The following is an 18,847-nucleotide window of genomic DNA, read 5'->3' as shown; positions in this document are numbered from 1 at the left end:
CGGCCGCGCCCCACGCTGTCGACCGTGCTGTCTTCTCCGAACGTCGAGGTCGGCATGCGTGCTGGTCTCGCGGTTGCGGTTCCCCTGCTGCTGCTGCTCCTCGTCGGCCGGCTCGACCTGGCGGCGTATGCGACGTTCGGTGCGTTCACCGCTCTGTACGGGCGCAACGAGCCGTATCGCCTCCGCGTTCGCAGCTTGACGGTCGGCGGCGGCACGGTGCTGGTCAGCATCGTGCTGGGCACGGTGGTCGCGGCGCTCGGTGAGCCGTTCTGGTTGCTCGTCGTGCTGCTCTTGATCGTGGTGGCCGGCGGCACGCTGATCGTCACCACTTTTCAGCTGGTTCCGGCTCAGCCGCTGTTTTTCGTGTTCGCCCTGCTGGTCTGCGCCGCCGTGCCGACCCCGGCGGACGAGATCGCTTTTCGCCTCGGGCTCGCGGCGCTGACAGCCGTGTTCGCGTGGCTGTTGACGATGTCGGGCTGGACACTGCGCCGCGCCCGCCCGCACGGCCTTTTCCGCGGTTTCCCGTGGAAGGAGCTCGCCCGGCGCCCTCGCGTCGACCGTACGGCGATCACCGATCCGCTCGTCTGGATCACGGTGGCACAGAACGTGCTCGGAGTGGTGATCGCCGGAGGTATCGCGCTCTCGTTCGGGCTCGGTCACGTGTACTGGGCCGTCGTGAGCCTCGTCGCGGTCATCCCGCCAGCGCGTGCCGCCCACTCGATCTCGCGTTCGATTCACCGCGTGGTGGGAACGATCGTCGGTGTCGGGGTCACGGCTCTTCTGCTCTTCTGGTCGCCTCCTCCGCTGTTCCTCATTCTCGTGATCGTCGCGTGTCAGGTCTTCGCCGAGATTCTCGTCGGCCGCCACTACGGCTCCGCGCTGGTGTTCATCACGCCGATGGCGCTCGCCGTCTCCCACCTCGCCACCCCCACACCGCTGAACGTGCTCGTGGTCGACCGTGTGCTCGAGACGATCCTCGGCGCCGGGGTCGGCATGCTTCTCGTTCTCGCCGCGAAAGGTATAGAGAGGATGCCGGCGGTCGAGCGGTGGCGCCGCTCGCGCTGAACCGCGGGCGCCCGCCCTGGCCGCTACTCGCCGCCCGCCGCTATTTGCGCACGAAGTCGGCGCAGGTACAGCTCTTTCGGGCGGACGCGCCACGAGCGCGGCACGCGGTGATACACGGAGGCGGCCCACCGCATCCAGCGGTCGTAGCGTCGCTGCGTCGCGTCGTTCCAGTCGAGACCGAAATCGTCGCGAACGGTCGGCGGCAGGAGGCCGGCGGTCACCAGACGCGCTTGAGGGAAGAGCGCGCGCAACCAGAGCGGAACCCCTCGCGGGTGGAGGATCTGACGGGCGACGGCACGAGTGGCGTCGGTCGAGCGGAGCGTGGTCAACATTCCGTTCCAATACACGCGGAACGCGTCCCGATCGGCGGGCCAGCGGTCGCTCGGCACCTGCAGTGCCGAACCGAGAACGGTGAACTCGCGGTACACCCGGTCGGCATCGTCGGGCCGGAGCGCGCCGAAGAATCGTTCGTACAGCGTCATCATCGTGTCGTACAGCGTGGCGGCCACCCACAACTGCAGTTCCGGGTCGTACGCGTTGTAGGCGGGACCAGCCTGGTCGGCGTCCGCACGAACAGGCGCGTGAGCCCGATTGACCGATCGTCGCACCACGGCGAACTCTTCGGGAGTCGCGTAGACCGAGGCATAGACGAAGGTCATCGTGGCGTGAAGTCGCTCCAGCATCCTGTTCGCGAAATCGCTGTGTTCCGCGACCCCTCGGCCGACCGCGGGGTGGGCGATCTGGAGCAGCAGCGCACGACCGCCACCGGCGAGGTACAGGGCCTCGGCAGCGATGTCCCGCGCGGTTATCCCAGGGCCGGCGGATGGTGTGCTCACCGGGACATTGTGTCGCCTCTTCCTGCGTGATCCCGGGAGAAGCGGCGGCGGTGGAGTCTCGCGCCGAGCGCTCTCTCGTCATGACGCTCGCCGAGTCAGCGGTCGGCTCGAGCTGCACGGTGCTTCTTCAGTCGTCGGCCTCTCGAGAACCCGAGCAGCGCGGTTCCCGCCCCCAGCACGCCGGCGCCCGCGAGCACGGCGCCGTTCACGTCCGTGCCGGTCGAGGCGAGGCTCGCCGGTTTCGGTGTCGCGTCGTTCGGCGGAGCCGGGGAGGCAGGCGGAGCCGCGACCAGTGTGATCTCCGAGGCCACGCCGAACGGCGACCGCCAGGGGAGCATCCGATCGCCGCCGAGATCGTCGCCCGTGCGAGCCGGATCGATCTTCTCGACCCAGACGTATGCTCCGGGGCCGGGAAGAACGCATCCCGGCGTCTCGTACTCTCCGGGGCCCGTGACGGTGACCTCGACCGTGCAGACGACCGGAGCATCGTCGGGGGCTGTCGGCGCGGGAGTGATCTCAGTCGCGAACGGACCGAGCAGCGTGCTTTCGACGATCGCCTCGATCGGGGTGACCGCATCGCCGTCGGCCAGCACGCCCCACGTGTCGAGGCGGCCGTCGCCCGGTTCGACGTCAACCGTGAGATGGTCTGAGATCGTCGCGCCGGCTGTTGCTTCCGCAGCACTCGTCACGGTGCTGACCCGCGGCTGAAACGGCAGCGGTGAGACCCCCGTGTCGCCGCCCTCGGCTCGGGCGGAAGTCGTGGCCGGTATCGCGACGAGCAACGCCTGTGCGTCGTCGCGCGCGACGGCGACACGGATGCTGTCGCCGTACGGCAGCCCGTCGAACGCGGACGTGGCCGACACGGTGACGGTCGGATCGGTGCCTGTGGGCGTGATCGGGAGAGCCGTGCCGTTCGGCGCGATCGTCGACGTGCTGCCGTCGGCGAAGGCCGCGTCGACCAGCTCTATGCGGCCGGTGTGCTCGGCGGGAGCGAGGAGGCTCGGCCCTGAGATCTTGTCGACCGTGAGGTCGACCAGCACGGTCGCAGCGCCGGGCTGGGCGAGATCCACGGTTATCGTCGCAGTGGCGTCGCGCGACCCCTCGCGAGCCGCCTCGGCTGCCATGGAGCGGGCTCGGGCCAGCACCGCGTCTCCGTCTGCACCGGCTCGTGCGGCGTAGAACTCCGGACTCTGACCGTTCATGCCGCTGACCATCCAGGTGGCGAGCTGACCGGCGGCCGCGGTGACCCTGTCGTCGGTGGCGGCCCAGGTTCGGGAGATGTAGGCGAGTTGGGCCGACTGGTCAGGGGTGTACCAGCCGAGCGCGGCTCCGTCGACGTAGTCGGACTCGTGCCCGATCGGCGACGGACGCCCGGCCTGGAGGCAGAAGGCGCGCGAGCCGTCATCGAGGGAGTAACTGCCGAGATACCAGCCCGAGCTCGACGTGTAGCCGACGCCGTGGCCGTTCGAGGAGAGCGCGGAGGCGCTCGTCGCCCCGTGCAGCGCGGCGAACAGGATCAGGAGCGCGCCGAGGGCGAACGCCGTGACGAATGATGAGATGCGATGTGTCATGCGTTCCACGGTCGCGGGATGTTCGCGCGGCTGGGGCGCCGCCGGCAGACCGGTGGACAAGTCGCCGGGAGCGACGGATGTGGAGGAGAGCACGCGCGCTGGTCGGGCTCCGTTGCGCGAGCGTTCAGGCTGAAGCGCTAGAGTTCTATCTGGCGAATTTATCTCGGCGTCGAGCTATTTAGCGTCGAAACCGCCTAGGAGAAACCACAAGGCTGCGTCACGAGCGCGCCTGGCACCAGCGGATTGGATAACCGTGGATCTATACGAGTATCAGGCCAGAGACCTGTTTGAGCAGTACGGCGTCCCGGTCCTTCCGGGCATCGTCGCGGACACTCCCGAGGAGGTGCGCGCAGCGGCCGAGAAGCTCGGCGGCGTGGTCGTCGTCAAGGCGCAGGTGAAGGTCGGTGGTCGTGGAAAAGCCGGCGGCGTCAAGGTCGCCAAGAACCCCGACGAGGCCGAGGAAGCGGCTCGCGCCATCCTGGGTCTCGACATCAAGGGCCACGTCGTCCGCCGCGTGATGGTGGCCGGCGGCGCCCGCATCGCCACGGAGTTCTACTTCTCCGTGCTGCTCGACCGGGCCAACCGCTCCTACCTGTCGCTGACCAGCGTCGAGGGCGGCATGGAGATCGAGCAGCTCGCGGTCGAGAAGCCCGAGGCGCTCGCCCGCATCGAGGTCGACCCGATCGAGGGCGTCGACCTGGCGAAGGCCACCGAGATCGCGAAGGCCGCCGGATTCCCGGATGAGCTGGTCGCCAAGGTCGCGAACGTGTTCGTGAAGCTCTACGAGGTCTACAAGGGTGAGGATGCGACGCTCGTCGAGGTCAACCCGCTCGTGCTCACCGAGGAGGGCGACATCATCGCCCTCGACGGCAAGGTCACGCTCGACGAGAACGCCGGCTTCCGTCACCCGAACCACGAGGCGCTCGAAGACAAGGCCGCCGCAGACCCGCTCGAGGCGAAGGCCAAGGCCAGCGACCTCAACTACGTCAAGCTCGACGGCGAGGTCGGCATCATCGGCAACGGCGCGGGCCTCGTGATGAGCACGCTCGACGTCGTCGCCTATGCCGGCGAGAAGCACAAGGGTGTCAAGCCGGCGAACTTCCTCGACATCGGCGGCGGAGCATCCGCTGCCGTCATGGCCGCCGGTCTCGATGTCATCCTGAACGACCCGCAGGTCAAGAGCGTGTTCGTCAACGTCTTCGGCGGCATCACGGCCTGCGACGCGGTGGCGAACGGCATCGTCAAGGCCCTGGAGATCCTGGGCGACGAGGCGAACAAGCCGCTGGTGGTGCGACTCGATGGGAACAACGTCGACGAGGGCCGCCGCATCCTCACCGAAGCCGCGCACCCGCTGGTGACGCTGGCGCTCACCATGGACGAAGGCGCCGACAAGGCCGCCGAACTGGCTGCGAAGTAAGGGCGCGAACGAGAATGTCTATCTTCCTCAACAAGGATTCCAAGGTCATCGTGCAGGGCATCACCGGCGGTGAGGGCACGAAGCACACCGCCCTCATGCTGAAGGCCGGCACACAGGTCGTCGGCGGCGTGAACGCGCGCAAGGCCGGCACGACCGTCACGCACGGCGACGTCGAGCTGCCCGTCTTCGGCACGGTTGCCGAGGCCATCGAGAAGACCGGCGCCGACGTGTCGATCGCCTTCGTGCCCCCGGCGTTCACCAAGGATGCGGTGATCGAGGCGATCGACGCCGAGATCCCGCTGCTGGTGATCATCACCGAGGGCGTTCCCGTGCAGGACTCGGCCGAGTTCTGGGCCTACGCGCAGGAGAAGGGCAACAAGACCCGCATCATCGGGCCGAACTGCCCCGGTATCATCACGCCCGGCGAGTCGCTCGTCGGCATCACCCCGGCGAACATCACCGGCAAGGGCCCGATCGGCCTCGTCTCGAAGTCGGGCACCCTGACCTACCAGATGATGTACGAGCTGCGCGACCTCGGCTTCTCGACCGCCATCGGCATCGGCGGAGACCCGATCATCGGCACCACGCACATCGACGCGCTCGCCGCGTTCGAGGCGGACCCCGAGACCAAGGCGATCGTGATGATCGGCGAGATCGGTGGCGACGCCGAAGAGCGTGCCGCCGACTTCATCAAGGCGAACGTCACCAAGCCGGTCGTCGGCTATGTGGCCGGCTTCACCGCTCCCGAGGGCAAGACGATGGGCCACGCCGGCGCGATCGTCTCGGGCTCCGCCGGAACCGCACAGGCCAAGAAGGAGGCCCTGGAGGCCGCCGGTGTGAAGGTCGGCAAGACCCCGAGCGAGACCGCAGCTCTGCTGCGCGAGGTGTACGCCGCCCTGTAGAACCTGTCTCTCCCCAGAAGCGGGCTCCGTGGAACTTCTCCACAGAGCCCGCTTCTGCCGTATCGGCGGGGCCGAACGCGGCGCTACAGTGAGCAGCACACCTGGGGAACGGGGTCGACATGGCACGGGTCACCAATGCCGAACTGCTCGCGAAGATCGCGCAGCTCGAGACGGAGAACGCCGCCCTGCGCGAGACGGTGCGGGGCGGAGCGGAACCGGCGGGCGGAATCGACGGCCTCGACGGGAGAATCGACGCTGCCCCCGGTGAGCCGCTCCGCCACCGGCGCGGCTGGGGCTGGACCCTGCTCGCGACCGTGCTCATCGTCATCGGGGCTGTTCTGGCGCCGGTCTCGGCGGTCGCATCGTGGGCGCGGGTGCAACTGACCGACACGGACTCGTTCGTGGCGGCGTACTCACCGTTGGCCGACGACCCCGGTGTGCAGGCTTTCGTGACGGATCAGACCGTGGATGTCATCGAGCAGAACGTCGACGTCGCCGGACTGACCTCGCAGGTCATCGACGGCATCACCTCGCTCGGCACCGGGCCGGCCGCGACCCGTGCGCTCGAGGCGCTCAAAGGCCCCGCGACGCAGGGCATCCTGTCGGTCATCCGGTCGGGGGTGAGCACGTTCGTCGAATCGGACTCGTTCCGCCAGGTGTGGCAGGAGGCCCTTCGGCTGAGTCACTCCCAGCTCGTCGCGACCATGCAGAACGATCCCAAAGCAGCTATCGCGGTCGGCTCAGACGGCTCCCTCGGCATTCAGCTGGGACCGATCGTCGAACGGGTGAAGCAGGTGCTCTCCGATAGTGGTCTGACGTTCGCGGCCCAGATCCCCGCCATCGACCGAACGATCACGGTGGCTCAGACGTCGTCGCTGCCGACCATCCAGATCTTCTACAACCTCGCCGTCGCCGCCGGTTCGTGGTTGCCCTGGATCAGCCTGCTGTTCCTCGCCGCCGGCGTTCTCGTCGCCCGGCGCCGGGCGCTCGCGCTCGTGTGGGCGGCGGTGGCGCTCGCCCTCGGAATGGTCGTGATCGTCGCCGGGCTGGCGATCGGCCGACTCGTGTTCATCGCGTCGGTTTCGCCCTCCCTTCTCCCCGCCGGTGTGGGGCGCACGGTCTTCGACACGTTGACGACGGCGATGAAAGACACGGGCGTCGCGGTGCTCGTGCTCGCCATCGTCGTGGCCGTCGTCGCCTGGTACTCAGGGCCGTTCACCTTCCCACGCAGGCTCAGGGGATTCTTCGGCTCAGGGGTCGCCTGGGTGCGCAGTGCCGCAGAAAGCCACGGCGTCTCGACCGGGCGCACCGGTGAATGGATCTATGCTCAGCGCACGCTCCTGCGTGCCGCCGTCGCCGTGATCGCCGCTGCGATCGTGCTCTTCGTGCGCCCGCTCTCACCGGGCCTCATCATCTGGACGCTCGTCATCGCGGCCGTGGTCGTGGCGATCCTGGAACTCGTGCAACGCCCCGCCATCATCGTGCCGGAGACGGCCGACGAAGACACTCCCGTGATCTCGGTTCCGTGACCGGAAGCTGAACCTCGCCTGTTCGTGCGAAGTGTCGGCCCGGCTCGGGGAGCCCTGAACGGTAGTCTCCTTTCGGTCATGAATCGCACAACCGTCGCCCTGCTCGCCGCACTGGAGGCGGCCATCGTCGTCGCGATCGGTCTCGCGATCTGCCTCGTTCCCCTCACTGTGCTGTGGGCGACGCAGTACCACCTCGCCGCCGACTGGTTCACCTTCTGGCGCTCGGGGGTCGACGTCTGGCTCGTCGGGCACGGCGTGAACCTCACGGTCGTGCTGGATGCGAAACTCGGCGCAGCGCTCGGCCTCCCGAATGCGCTCGCGCCGTTCCAGGTCACCATCGCCGCGCTCGGGTTCGCGGCACTCACGGCAGGACTCGGCGTTCGCACGGGCCTCCGTGCGGCCGAGACGCCGTTTCGAGCGACTGGAGCGGTCAGCGCCGTCGCCACCTTCGCCGCTCTCGCGACCATCGTCACGCTCACTGCGGGCACGGCCGCGGTTCAGCCGTCGGTGTGGCAGGGCATCCTCCTTCCCCCGTTCGTGTACGGGCTCGGCGTACTGAGCGGACTCGGGTTCGCCTCGCTGCGCCGTCCGGCCGCGAGCGACCGCGCCGAGGCATCGACGCCGACCCGGCTTCCTCAGCCCGTGCGACGGTGGACAGAGGCTGTCCCGTCGGCCGTGCGAGCCGCATCCGGTGCCGCGCTCAGAGCGGGAACGGCTGCCGCTGCCCTGGTCATCGCGGGCGCGGCGCTCGTTCTCGCGCTGCTCGTCTTCGGCAACTTCGGCAGCATCATCGGCCTCTACGAGCAGCTGCAGTCGGGAGCGCTCGGCGGCGCCGCCCTGACGATCGGCCAGCTCGCGCTGCTGCCGAATCTCGTGATCTGGCTGGCCTCCTGGTTGATCGGACCGGGATTCGCGATCGGCACCGGTTCGTCGGTCGGTCCGTTCGGCACCGACCTGGGCCCGATACCCGGGCTGCCCCTGTTCGGCGTCATCCCCTCGGGCGGGTTCTCGTTCGGGATCGTGGGCATCATCGTGCCGCTGATCGCCGGTTTTCTCGCGGCGGTGGTGCTCCGTAGCCGGATCGCCGAGGCCCGGGCTCTGCACGGCACGCGCTGGCTCTTCCTGACCGCGCTCGGCGTCGGTATCGTTGCGGGCATCGAGCTCGGGCTTCTCGCGTGGTGGTCTTCGGGCTCGATGGGGCCGGGCCGGCTGCACGACGTCGGGCCGAACCCTTGGCTTGTCGGTTCCATCGCGGCGGCGGAAGTCGCCGTCGTAGCGGTCATCGGTCTGGTGGCAGGAGGGCGGACGAGACGATGAACGCCTGGCGTCTGCGGTTGCGCATCCCGAGGCTGCAGCTCCACGCCCGCTCGATCGAGGCGACGCAGTATGTGGAGAGCCCGTCGGCCCAGCTGCAGGAGTTCCTGGTGAAATTGGGCAGCGCACTGCTGTCGATCGGCACGGCCGCCACAGACATCCAGCAGACCCTCAAACGGGTCTCCATCGCACTGGGGTCACCGAACGCTGCGCTCATCGTGTTCCCGACGCTGATCTTCGTGGGCCTGCCGGAGGAGAAGGAGACGCGCTTCGAGGTCGCCGAGCCTTGGGGAGGCGAGGTGCGCTTCGACCGCGCAGCCCGGGTGTACGCCGTGGTCGATCGAGCACTGGCGGGCACGATCACGGCCGCGGAGGGAATCGAGGCGATCGAGGCGATCGTCGCGGCGAAACCGCGGTTCCGGATGCCGCTGCGAGTGCTCGGCCACGGGATAGCGGCCGCCGGCGTCGGACTCGTGCTCCTCGGCGCCGACCCGCTCAGCATGCTGTATGCGTTCATGCTCGGCGTGCTCGTCGGGATAGCCAAGCTGCTCATCAAACCGGGCACGTACGCGGCGATCCTGTTCCCGATCCTCACGGCCTTCGCCCTCGCGACGATTGTCTTCGCTGCGGCTTCGCAGTTTCCGCATGTCGTGGCCGAGCCGTTGCAGGTGCTTGTGCCGCCGCTGGTGACCCTTCTGCCGGGTGCCGTGCTGACCACGGGCATCCAAGAGCTGGCTGCCGGCGACATGGTCGCGGGGTCGAGCCGGCTGGTGTCCGGAATCGCCCAACTGCTCTTTCTGGCCTTCGGGATCATCGCCGCGCTGACCATCACCGGGGTTCCGGCGTCGGTGGCGCTGTTCTCGTCGCACCCACCCCTCGGCGCCTTTCAGCCGTGGTTGGGAGTCGTGCTCTTCTCCCTCGGCATCTTCTTCTACTACTGCGGCCCGCGTCGTTCGCTGTACTTCCTGACCCTCGTGCTGGCCGTCGCCTACGGCGGCCAGATCCTCGGCGCGGTGCTGGTGGGCAGTGTGTTCAGCGGATTCTTCGGAGCGTTCGCGCTCACGGTCGTCGCCTATCTCGTGCAGTCGGTGCGAGGCGCTCCTCCGGCCGTCGTCTGCTTCCTCCCGGCGTTCTGGCTGCTCGTGCCGGGCGCCACCGGCCTGATCGGGTTGACGCAGAGCGCCGCGGGAACCGACATCGACGCGAGCAGTCTCACCTCCCTGGTCGGTTCCATCGTTGCGATAGCCCTCGGTGTGCTCTCGGGCACGGCGCTCTACCGACAGATCTTCCGGGTCGCGCCCGCCCGCTGGGGACTCCGTCTCGTCTGACGATCGCGCGGGCTGGGGCCGGTAGGCTGGTCGCGTGCTCTCGATTGTCGTGCTGATCTCTGGCGGCGGGTCGAACCTGCGCGCACTCCTCGAAGCCTCCGAAGACGCCGAGTTCCCCGCTCGCGTCGTCGCCGTCGGCGCGGACAGGGATGCGGATGGGCTCGCCCACGCCGAAGAGTTCGGCATCCCGTCGTTCACGGTGCCGTTCACCTCTTACGACAGCCGCGACGAGTGGGGAGACGCACTGCTCGAGCAGATCGAGCAATGGCAGCCCGACCTCGTGATCCTTTCGGGCTTCATGAGGCTGGTCCCCCCGCGCATCGTCGCGGCGTTCTCGCCTTTCCTGATCAACACGCACCCGGCCTTCCTTCCCGAGTTCCCCGGCGCGCACGGCGTTCGGGATGCGCTCGCCGCCGGCGCCACGCAGACCGGCGCCAGCCTGATCGTGGTCGACGACGGCGTCGACGCCGGCCCCATCATCAGTCAGGAGCGCGTGCCTGTGCTGCCCGGTGACACCGAGGCCGCCCTGCACGAACGCATCAAACCCGTGGAACGTCGCCTGCTCGTCGACGCCGTTCTCGACATCGCCAACGGACACATCGACCTCAAGGAGCTCGCAAGAGTATGAGTGGACCTCGCCACGACGCCAGCCTGTACCGCGAACGGGACGTCGTTCCCATCCGTCGCGCCCTGATCTCCGTCAGCGACAAGAGCGGCCTGCTCGACCTCGCGACCGCTCTGGCCTCCGCCGGCGTCGAGATCGTCTCCACCGGCACGACCGCCTCCACGATCCGGAACGCGGGCTTCGAGGTCACCGACGTCGCCAGCGTCACCGGGTTTCCCGAATCGCTCGACGGACGCGTGAAGACCCTGCACCCGGCGATCCATTCTGGGCTGCTGGCCGACCTGCGGCTCGAATCGCACGAGGCACAGCTGAAAGACCTCGACATCAGACCGTTCGAGCTCGTCGTGGTGAACCTCTACCCGTTCGTCGAGACCGTCGCCTCGGGCGCGGTCGGCAACGACGTGGTCGAGCAGATCGACATCGGTGGTCCCGCCATGGTGCGCGCCTCGGCAAAGAACCACGCCAATGTCGCGATCGTCGTCTCGCCCTCCCACTACGGCCAGATCGTCGACGCGATCGCGGCCGGCGGCACCACGTTCGACCAGCGCCGTGCCCTTGCTGCCGAGGCCTTCGCTCACACGGCCGCCTACGACGGCGCCGTCGCCGCTTGGTTCGCCGGTGACGTGCGGTCGGCCGACGACGCGGCGCTCACCGGTGCGGGGGCCGCGGCCGTCGCCTTCCCGGAGCACTTCTCCGTCGATGCCGACCTGAAGCAGACCCTGCGCTACGGCGAGAACTCCCACCAGGCCGGCGCCCTCTACGTCGACCCGAACGGTCACGGAATCGCTCAGGCCACCCAGCTCGGCGGCAAGGAGATGTCGTACAACAACTTCGTCGACGCGGATGCCGCCCTGCGCAGCGCGTACGACTTCGCCGAGCCGGCGGTCGCGATCATCAAGCACGCCAACCCGTGCGGGATCGCCGTGGACGACGACATCGCCGTCGCGCACCAGAAGGCTCACGCGTGCGACCCGGTGTCCGCCTACGGCGGCGTGATCGCGGCCAACCGCACCGTCACGCTCGCGATGGCCGAAACGGTGAAGGGCATCTTCACCGAGGTGCTGATCGCTCCCGCATTCGAACCGGAAGCCCTGGAGCTGCTGCAGACCAAGAAGAACCTGCGCATCCTGCAGCTGCCCGCCGACTACGCGCGCACGGCGGTCGAGTTCCGTCAGCTCTCCGGCGGCCTGCTCGTGCAAGACGCCGACCGCTTCGACGACTTCAGCTCCGAAGGCTGGAAGCTCGTGTCGGGCGACGAGGCCGACGAGCGCACGCGCGCCGATCTGGAGTTCGCCTGGAAGGCCTGCCGCGCCGTGAAGTCGAACGCGATCCTGCTCGCCAGTGACGGGGCATCCGTCGGCGTCGGCATGGGCCAGGTCAACCGGGTCGACTCGTGCAACCTCGCGGTCACCCGCGCCGGGGAGCGCGCCGCGGGCTCCGTCGCCGCGTCGGACGCGTTCTTCCCCTTCGCCGACGGCGCCGAGATCCTCATCTCGGCCGGAGTGCGCGCGATCGTGCAGCCCGGCGGGTCCATCCGCGACGACGAGGTGATCGCAGCGGCCCAGGCGGCCGGGGTCACCATGTACTTCACCGGCGAGCGGCACTTCTTCCACTGAGTCGCAAGCCCGGCCACGGGCGGAAGGATCCGGCGCGCGAACGCCCTCTTCGTGGAAGAATGGTCGGCGGCCCAGAAGGCCTCCGAACGAACCACGATCCCACGAGGAGACACCGATGTCCGTCCTGCCCGCGAACCTGGTCGATACGACCGGCGACACTCTGCCGCACGAAACGCTGCACGTCGTGAAGGGGAGGCGGAGCGGTCTCACGATCAGCATCGCCGTCCACTCCACCGTGCTCGGTCCGGCGCTCGGCGGTTGCCGGGTGTGGACGTACGACAGCTGGGCGGAGGCCGTCGGCGACTCCCTGCGGCTGGCCGAGGGGATGACCCTCAAGAACGCCGCGGCGGGCTTGAACCGTGGCGGCGGCAAGAGCGTCGTCTACGTTCCCCGCGGAACCGTGCTCACCGCTGAGCTCCGCTTCCAGGCGATGCTCGACCTCGGCGACGCCGTCGAGAGCCTGGGCGGCGCATACATGACCGCCGAGGATGTCGGCACGTCGGCCGAAGACATGGCGACGGTCGCCACCCGAACGGCACACGTCTGCGGCACCCCGTCGTCGGAGGGCGGGGTCGGCGAGCCCAGCGACGCGACCGCCGCCGGAGTGTACGCCGGTCTCCTGTCGACTCTCGAGCGCGCGGTCGGCACCCGTTCGGTCGCGGGCCGCCGTGTGACCGTTCTCGGTCTCGGCCACGTCGGCTCGATCATCGCGCTGCGGTTGGCGGGCGAGGGCGCCGTGCTGACGGTGACGGATGTGAACCCCGCCAAGCGCGCGCTGGCCGAGGCGATCGGCGCCGCCTGGGTCGAGCCGGCTGTCGCGCACACCGTCGTAGGGGATCTGTTCGTGCCCGCGGGTGTGGGCGGAGTGCTCACCGACCAGGTGATCGACGAGCTGAGGGTCAAGGCCGTCGTCGGGCCGGCGAACAACCAGCTCGCGCAGCGGTCGGGGGCGCAGCGTCTCGCCGCTCGCGGCATCCTCTGGGCGCCCGACTTCGTCGTCAATGCCGGCGGTGTGATCTTCCTCTCGATGATGGGGGAGGAGAACCCGTCCGCTGAGGCGACCGCGCGACGCGTCGAGGAGATCGGCGACACGGTCACCGCGATCTTCGATGTCGCCGAACAGCGCGCGGTGACGACGCTCGAAGCGGCCGAGGAGATCGCGATGGCGCGTCTGCACGAGACAGCAAACGCATAGAAACGCTCTACTAGGGTTGGTTCCCATGACCATCTCGTGGGGCCGTCGGCTCATCGCATCCCTTGTCGTCGCCTTCGTGGTGGCCATCGTCGCGCACGCCGCGATGATCGTCGCCTTCTACATCGGAAGCCTCGGCACGTCGACGGCCCCCTCGGGGTCGCTCATCGTGGCGGTGAGCAACTACTTCTCGCTCACGAGCGTGTTCTCGTTCGTCCTGCTCTTCATCGCCGGCGTGGTCGGTGCGTTCGATCGCTGGTGGACCGCTCTCATCGCCGGCGTCATCGCCGGCGTGCTCGCTCCCGTCGTTGGAACGCTCGTGACCGCCACTTCCGGAGCGAACGGATCGCCGTTCAGCGGTGAGCTCATCGGGGCCGTGTTCGGAACGCTGCTCGGCCTGAACCTGCTGTACGCGCTCGCCATCGCCGTGCTCACGCCGACCTTCGGGCGCTGGCTGTTCCGCATCGTCGAAGGCACCCGCAGCCGGTTCGAGACGGACCGCAAGGTCGCGCTGGTGCGCATCCCGGCCACGAACCTCTCCGAGGGCCTGATCACGCACATCGAGCGCGAGCCCGTGGATGCCGAACTCGCCGACAAGCAGTGGGATGCGTACGTCGCCGCGCTCTCCGAGGCGGGCTGGCAGACGGTCGAGGTGACCTCGGCCGACACCCTCGCCGACTCCGTCTTCGTGGAGGACACCGCCATCGTCTTCGGCGACGTCGCCGTCATCTCTCTCCCCGGCGCCGACGAACGACGCGCCGAGACGCCGGGAACCGAGGCTGCTCTCCGCGCTCAGGGCCTGAGGATCGAGCGCATCGAGGCTCCGGGAACGCTCGACGGCGGTGACGTGCTCAAGGTCGGTTCGACCGTGTACGTCGGCCGCGGTGGTCGCACCAACGCCGAGGGCATCCGTCAGCTCCGCGCACTCGTCGCGCCCCTCGGCTACACGGTGGTCGCGGTTCCTGTCACCAAGGCGCTGCACCTCAAGACCGCCGTCACGGCCCTTCCCGACGGCACCGTCATCGGCTACGAGCCGCTCGTCGATAACGTCACGGTGTTCGACCGCTTCCTGCCTGTTCCCGAAGCGCACGGCACAGCCGTCGTCGTGCTGTCGGACGACACCGTGCTGATGTCGTCGTCGGCGCCGCAGTCGGTCGCGCTGGTCGAAGACCTCGGCTACCGGGTCGTGCAGGTCGACATCTCGGAGTTCGAGAAGCTCGAGGGATGCGTCACCTGCCTGTCCATCCGCATCCGCTGACGACTTTCTTCAAACCCCTCTTGTGCACAGCTGAGATTCAGTCATAGGCTGTAGGGCTGCCGTGCGGCAAGAAATTGCCGGCGCGGCCCTAATTGATCGCATCGGGCTGAGGAGGACGCCATGACAACGACAGGTATCGCACGAACCGTGACCGTGTTCGAACCCGTCGCCGCTGTCGGCGCTGCGTCCCCGGATCTCGCCCCGGCCTGGTAGGTCCCAGGCTTCCACGCGATTCCGGCCGAACGTCGCCGGCGAACAACGGTCGGGGCCGAAGCGCGGCCCCTGCGGTTCTCTGATCCTCGTTCGAGGATCTCTGGCGACCTCTCACGCGCGTCATCGATGACGCATCGGCGATACCGGCGTCCACCAGTGCCGACCGACACTGCGCCGACCGGCTGCTTCGGCAGCCCGCCGACAGCTCACAACCTGCACACTCACAGAAGAAATCGGATCGAGAATGTCTGTCGCTGAACATCAGCACCCCCCTCAAATCGAAAAGAAGGCGAAGCTCGGAACCGCTCGCACCCTGCTGCGGATCCTCCCCTTCGCCAAATCCGCCGCGCCGCGCATCCTGCTCGGCATGATCGCCGCGCTGCTCGCGAGCCTCGTGGCCTTGAGCATCCCCCAGGTGCTGCGTTGGCTCGTCGACGGCCCGCTCTCCGAGGGCGACTCGGCGTCGGTATGGCCGGCCGCGCTGCTCGTGGTGGGTCTCGGCGCCGCCGAGGCCGTGTTCATCTCCCTGCGGCGCTGGTTCGTGCTCACCCCGGGCACCCACGTCGAGGCGAAGATGCGCAACGGGCTCTACGCGCAACTCCAAGACCTGCCCGTGGCGTTCCACGACCGCTGGCCGAGCGGCCAGCTGCTGTCGCGGGCGGTGAGCGACCTGAACCTGATCCGCCGCTGGATCTCGTTCGGCGTGGTGCTGCTCGTCGTCAACGTCGTGACGATCGTCGTCGGCTTCGGCATCCTGATCGCCTGGAACTGGCTGCTCGGCGTGATCTTCCTGGTCTGCTCGGTGCCGCTGTGGATCTACGGCTTCGTGTTCGAGGCCAAGTACTCGGTGATCGCTCGCCGCAGCCAAGATCAGGCCGGAGACCTGGCGACCGCCGTCGAGGAGTCGGTTCACGGCATCCGTGTGCTGAAGGCGTTCGGCCGCGGAAAGCACGCGCTCAAGAACTTCGAGTCGCAGGCGGAAGAGCTCCGCAGCACGGAGATCGCGAAGGCCAAGGCGATCGCGGGCATCTGGCTGTGGCTGCTGCTGATCCCGGATGTGGCGTTCGGCATCTGCCTGGTGATCGGCGTCTGGCTGTCGTCGCAGGGTCAACTGTCGGTCGGCGAGCTGGTGGCGTTCTTCGCGACCGCGACCGTGCTGCGGTTCCCGATCGAGTCGATCGGGTTCCTGCTGTCGATGACGTTCGACACCCGCACCGCGGCCGACCGGTTCTTCGAGGTCATGGACGAGGTCAACACCATCCAGGACCCGGCGGAGCCGAAGAAGATCGTGAACCCTCGCGGAGAGCTCGTGTTCGATGACGTGCACTTCCGCTACCAGGACTCCCCGGAGCGCTACCCCGACCTGCTCGACGGCGTCGACCTGAGAATCGAGCCGGGGGAGACCATGGCTCTGGTCGGGCTCACCGGATGCGGCAAGTCGACGCTCACCGCCCTCACCACGCGCCTGTACGACGTGACCGGCGGCTCCATCAGGATCGACGACGTCGACGTGCGAGACCTCACCCGCTACGACCTGCGGAAGAGCATGGCGATGGCCTTCGAAGACGCGACGCTGTTCTCCGCCTCGGTGCGCGAGAACGTGCTGCTCGGTCGCGACGACCTCGACGTGCACTCGGATGAGGCGCAAGCCGTGCTGTCCGAGGCGCTCGAGATCGCGCAGGCCGGCTTCGTCTACGACCTGCCGGAAGGCGTGGAGACGAAGGTCGGTGAAGAGGGCTTGAGCCTGTCGGGCGGCCAGCGTCAGCGGCTCGCGCTTGCGCGGGCGGTGGCGGCGAACCCGTCGGTGCTCGTGCTCGACGACCCGCTGTCGGCGCTGGATGTGGACACCGAGGCTCTGGTCGAGGCAGCGCTCCGTCGAGTGCTCGCCGCGACCACCGCGCTGATCGTCGCCCACCGTCCGTCGACGGTGATGCTCGCCGACCGGGTGGCCCTCCTGGAGAACGGCCGCGTGACCGCGGTCGGAACCCACCACGACCTGCTCGCCTCGAGCGAGCACTACCGATTCGTCATCTCCAGTCTGGAAGACGATCAGAACGAAGAACTCCTTCAGGAGGTGAACCTGTGAGCACAGCAACCGTATTGGGAGTCGAGGGCGAAGAGCGCAACGACTTCACGAAAGAGGAGAGCCGGCAGATCCGCCGGCGCTCGCTGCGCCTGCTCGGCTCGCTGATGCGTCCGCTGCGTCTGCGGCTGATACTGACCGCGATCGTCGTCGTGGTCAGCACCGCGGGCCAGGTCGCGGGCCCCGCGATCATCGCGTTCGGCATCGACAACGGCCTGCCGGCCCTGCTCAAGCAGGACTGGTTCCCGCTGGCGGCGGCCGGTGCCGCGTACCTGTTGACCGGCGTGATCGGCGCTGTGCTGATCGCCTGGTACACGGTGCTCAGCGCGCGCATCAGCCAGTCCATCCTGATCGACCTGCGCAAGCGGGTGTTCCTGCACACCCAGAAGCTCAGCCTCGAGTTCCACGAGTCGTACACGTCCGGCCGCATCATCTCGCGGCAGACCAGCGACCTGGACTCGATCCGCGAGCTTCTCGACTCGGGCATCAACCAGCTCGTGCAGGGCTTCCTCTACATGCTGTTCATCGCGATCATGCTGTTCTCCCTCGACTGGGTGAGCGGCGTGGTGCTGTTCTGCTCGCTGATTCCGCTGTACTTCCTGACCCGCTGGTTCCAGAAGCGGTCGCAGGTGCTCTTCCGCATCTCGCGGGTGGCGTCGGCGAAGCTGATCGTGCAGTTCGTGGAGACCATGACGGGCATCCGCGCCGTCAAGGCCTTCCGCAAGGAGAAGCGCAACGAGAAGGAGTTCGGCGGCCTCGTCGAGGACTACCGAGACGTCAACGCGCGCGTCATCCAGCTGTTCGGGATCTTCGACCCCGGCCTTGTGATGATCGGCAACCTCACCGTCGGCGTCGTGCTGCTGGTCGGCGGTTTCCGCGTGGCCGACGGGCAGCTCGCGATCGGCGTGCTGCTGGCGACGCTGCTCTACACCCGCCGGTTCTTCGACCCGATGGAGGAGATGGCGATGTTCTACAACTCCTACCAGTCGGCTGCGGCCGCGCTCGAGAAGATCTCGGGTGTGCTGGAGGAGGAGCCGACCGTCCCCGACCCGGTGAAAGCCGTGGACCTGTGGGATGCGTCGGGTCACGTGAACTTCGACAAGGTGACGTTCGCCTACAAGAAGGACCGTGTCATCCTGCCGAACTTCAGCCTGGACATGCCGGCCGGGCAGACGATCGCGCTGGTGGGCTCCACCGGCGCGGGGAAGTCGACGCTGGCCAAGCTGATCTCGCGGTTCTACGATCCGACCGACGGATCGGTGACGCTCGACGGCGTCGACCTGCGCGACCTGCATCCGAAAGACCTGCGACGCGCCATCGTGATGGTGACACAGGAGGCCTACCTGTTCAGCGGGTCGGTCTCCGACAACATCGCGCTCGGTAAGCCGGATGCGACCCGCGAGGAGATCGCGAACGCCGCGCGCGCGGTCGGAGCCGACGAGTTCATCCGTGGTCTGCCGAACGGCTACGACACCGACGTGAACAAGCGCGGTGGACGGGTCTCGGCCGGTCAACGGCAGCTGATCTCCTTCGCTCGGGCGTTCCTGGCCGACCCGGCCGTGCTCATCCTGGACGAGGCGACCAGTTCGCTCGACATCCCGAGTGAGCGGCTGGTGCAGGAGGCGCTGCAGACGCTGCTCGCCGACCGCACAGCCGTGATCATCGCGCACCGTCTGTCGACGGTCGCGATCGCCGACAGGGTGCTGGTGATGGAGCACGGCAAGATCGTGGAAGACGGCACGCCCGACGACCTGATCTCGGGCACCGGCCGGTTCGCCCAGCTGCACGCCGCCTGGCGTGACTCGCTGGTCTGACGGCGCCTTCCGCACCGACACGGTCTCACCGAACAACGCCGAGGGGCGAGTCCTTGCGGGCCGGATGCGCATCCGGCGCGCAAG

14 protein-coding genes are annotated in these 18,847 nt (G+C 68.2%); 12 read left to right on the top strand and 2 right to left on the bottom strand.

Annotated elements, in window-relative coordinates; all coding sequences use genetic code 11:
- Positions 1–24 precede the first annotated feature (24 nt).
- Positions 25–1,065, top strand: a complete 1,041-nt coding sequence (locus ACFVWR_RS08425) for an FUSC family protein (RefSeq protein WP_387210007.1) — start codon at positions 25–27, stop codon at positions 1,063–1,065.
- A gap of 23 nt (positions 1,066–1,088) precedes the next feature.
- Here the strand turns inward: ACFVWR_RS08425 and ACFVWR_RS08420 are convergent, their stop codons facing one another.
- Complete coding sequence (locus tag ACFVWR_RS08420; protein ID WP_387210005.1) at positions 1,089–1,901, bottom strand: oxygenase MpaB family protein; 813 nt, start codon at positions 1,899–1,901, stop codon at positions 1,089–1,091.
- 95 nt (positions 1,902–1,996) lie between these two features.
- The gene (locus ACFVWR_RS08415; protein ID WP_387210003.1) at positions 1,997–3,472 is read right to left on the bottom strand and encodes a hypothetical protein; all 1,476 of its coding nucleotides are present in this window, start codon (positions 3,470–3,472) and stop codon (positions 1,997–1,999) included.
- A gap of 253 nt (positions 3,473–3,725) precedes the next feature.
- Between ACFVWR_RS08415 and sucC the strand changes: the two genes are divergently transcribed.
- From sucC to ACFVWR_RS08360, 11 genes are all read left to right on the top strand, one after another.
- Positions 3,726–4,889: an ADP-forming succinate--CoA ligase subunit beta gene (gene sucC / locus ACFVWR_RS08410; protein ID WP_387210001.1), complete on the top strand. Its 1,164-nt coding sequence runs from the start codon at positions 3,726–3,728 to the stop codon at positions 4,887–4,889.
- Between the two features lie 14 nt (positions 4,890–4,903).
- Entirely contained in the window at positions 4,904–5,791 is an 888-nt protein-coding gene (gene sucD, locus ACFVWR_RS08405) for a succinate--CoA ligase subunit alpha (RefSeq protein WP_085370209.1), read from the top strand.
- Positions 5,792–5,910: 119 nt separating this feature from the next.
- Complete coding sequence (locus tag ACFVWR_RS08400; RefSeq protein ID WP_387209999.1) at positions 5,911–7,320, top strand: hypothetical protein; 1,410 nt, start codon at positions 5,911–5,913, stop codon at positions 7,318–7,320.
- A 78-nt stretch (positions 7,321–7,398) separates the two neighbouring features.
- Positions 7,399–8,637 carry a DUF6350 family protein gene (locus ACFVWR_RS08395; protein WP_387209997.1) on the top strand — a complete coding sequence of 413 codons (1,239 nt, stop codon included), beginning with the start codon at positions 7,399–7,401 and terminating at the stop codon, positions 8,635–8,637.
- Positions 8,634–9,962, top strand: a complete 1,329-nt coding sequence (locus ACFVWR_RS08390; protein WP_387209995.1) for a threonine/serine exporter ThrE family protein — start codon at positions 8,634–8,636, stop codon at positions 9,960–9,962. Before ACFVWR_RS08395 ends, ACFVWR_RS08390 begins: the two co-directional genes overlap by 4 nt.
- A gap of 34 nt (positions 9,963–9,996) precedes the next feature.
- On the top strand, positions 9,997–10,590 hold the full coding sequence (gene purN / locus ACFVWR_RS08385) for a phosphoribosylglycinamide formyltransferase (protein ID WP_387209993.1): 594 nt from the start codon (positions 9,997–9,999) through the stop codon (positions 10,588–10,590).
- Complete coding sequence (purH, locus tag ACFVWR_RS08380; RefSeq protein ID WP_387209991.1) at positions 10,587–12,203, top strand: bifunctional phosphoribosylaminoimidazolecarboxamide formyltransferase/IMP cyclohydrolase; 1,617 nt, start codon at positions 10,587–10,589, stop codon at positions 12,201–12,203. Before purN ends, purH begins: the two co-directional genes overlap by 4 nt.
- Positions 12,204–12,318: 115 nt before the next feature.
- Entirely contained in the window at positions 12,319–13,398 is a 1,080-nt protein-coding gene (locus ACFVWR_RS08375) for a Glu/Leu/Phe/Val dehydrogenase dimerization domain-containing protein (RefSeq protein WP_387209989.1), read from the top strand.
- Between the two features lie 25 nt (positions 13,399–13,423).
- Positions 13,424–14,653 carry a dimethylargininase gene (gene ddaH / locus ACFVWR_RS08370; protein ID WP_387209987.1) on the top strand — a complete coding sequence of 410 codons (1,230 nt, stop codon included), beginning with the start codon at positions 13,424–13,426 and terminating at the stop codon, positions 14,651–14,653.
- Between the two features lie 457 nt (positions 14,654–15,110).
- On the top strand, positions 15,111–16,952 hold the full coding sequence (locus tag ACFVWR_RS08365; protein ID WP_387209985.1) for an ABC transporter ATP-binding protein: 1,842 nt from the start codon (positions 15,111–15,113) through the stop codon (positions 16,950–16,952).
- Complete coding sequence (locus ACFVWR_RS08360; protein WP_387209983.1) at positions 16,949–18,763, top strand: ABC transporter ATP-binding protein; 1,815 nt, start codon at positions 16,949–16,951, stop codon at positions 18,761–18,763. The genes ACFVWR_RS08365 and ACFVWR_RS08360 overlap by 4 nt, the downstream gene beginning before the upstream one ends.
- The last annotated feature ends 84 nt before the right edge of the window (positions 18,764–18,847 follow it).

The sequence above is a fragment of the Leifsonia sp. NPDC058292 genome (assembly GCF_042880955.1).
Classification (GTDB): Bacteria; Actinomycetota; Actinomycetes; order Actinomycetales; family Microbacteriaceae; genus Leifsonia.
Note: the sequence above shows the minus strand (reverse complement) of the source record. Positions and strands in the feature narration are given on the sequence as shown.

Bases quoted from the DNA above. Each gene is read 5' to 3' on its own strand.
- ddaH (WP_387209987.1), top strand. From the start codon at position 13,424: ATGACCATCTCGTGGGGCCGTCGGCTCATCGCATCCCTTGTCGTCGCC.
- ACFVWR_RS08395 (WP_387209997.1), top strand. From the start codon at position 7,399: ATGAATCGCACAACCGTCGCCCTGCTCGCCGCACTGGAGGCGGCCATC.
- ACFVWR_RS08390 (WP_387209995.1), top strand. From the start codon at position 8,634: ATGAACGCCTGGCGTCTGCGGTTGCGCATCCCGAGGCTGCAGCTCCAC.
- ACFVWR_RS08365 (WP_387209985.1), top strand. From the start codon at position 15,111: ATGTCTGTCGCTGAACATCAGCACCCCCCTCAAATCGAAAAGAAGGCG.
- ACFVWR_RS08415 (WP_387210003.1), bottom strand. From the start codon at position 3,472: ATGACACATCGCATCTCATCATTCGTCACGGCGTTCGCCCTCGGCGCG.
- ACFVWR_RS08375 (WP_387209989.1), top strand. From the start codon at position 12,319: ATGTCCGTCCTGCCCGCGAACCTGGTCGATACGACCGGCGACACTCTG.
- ACFVWR_RS08400 (WP_387209999.1), top strand. From the start codon at position 5,911: ATGGCACGGGTCACCAATGCCGAACTGCTCGCGAAGATCGCGCAGCTC.
- purH (WP_387209991.1), top strand. From the start codon at position 10,587: ATGAGTGGACCTCGCCACGACGCCAGCCTGTACCGCGAACGGGACGTC.
- sucD (WP_085370209.1), top strand. From the start codon at position 4,904: ATGTCTATCTTCCTCAACAAGGATTCCAAGGTCATCGTGCAGGGCATC.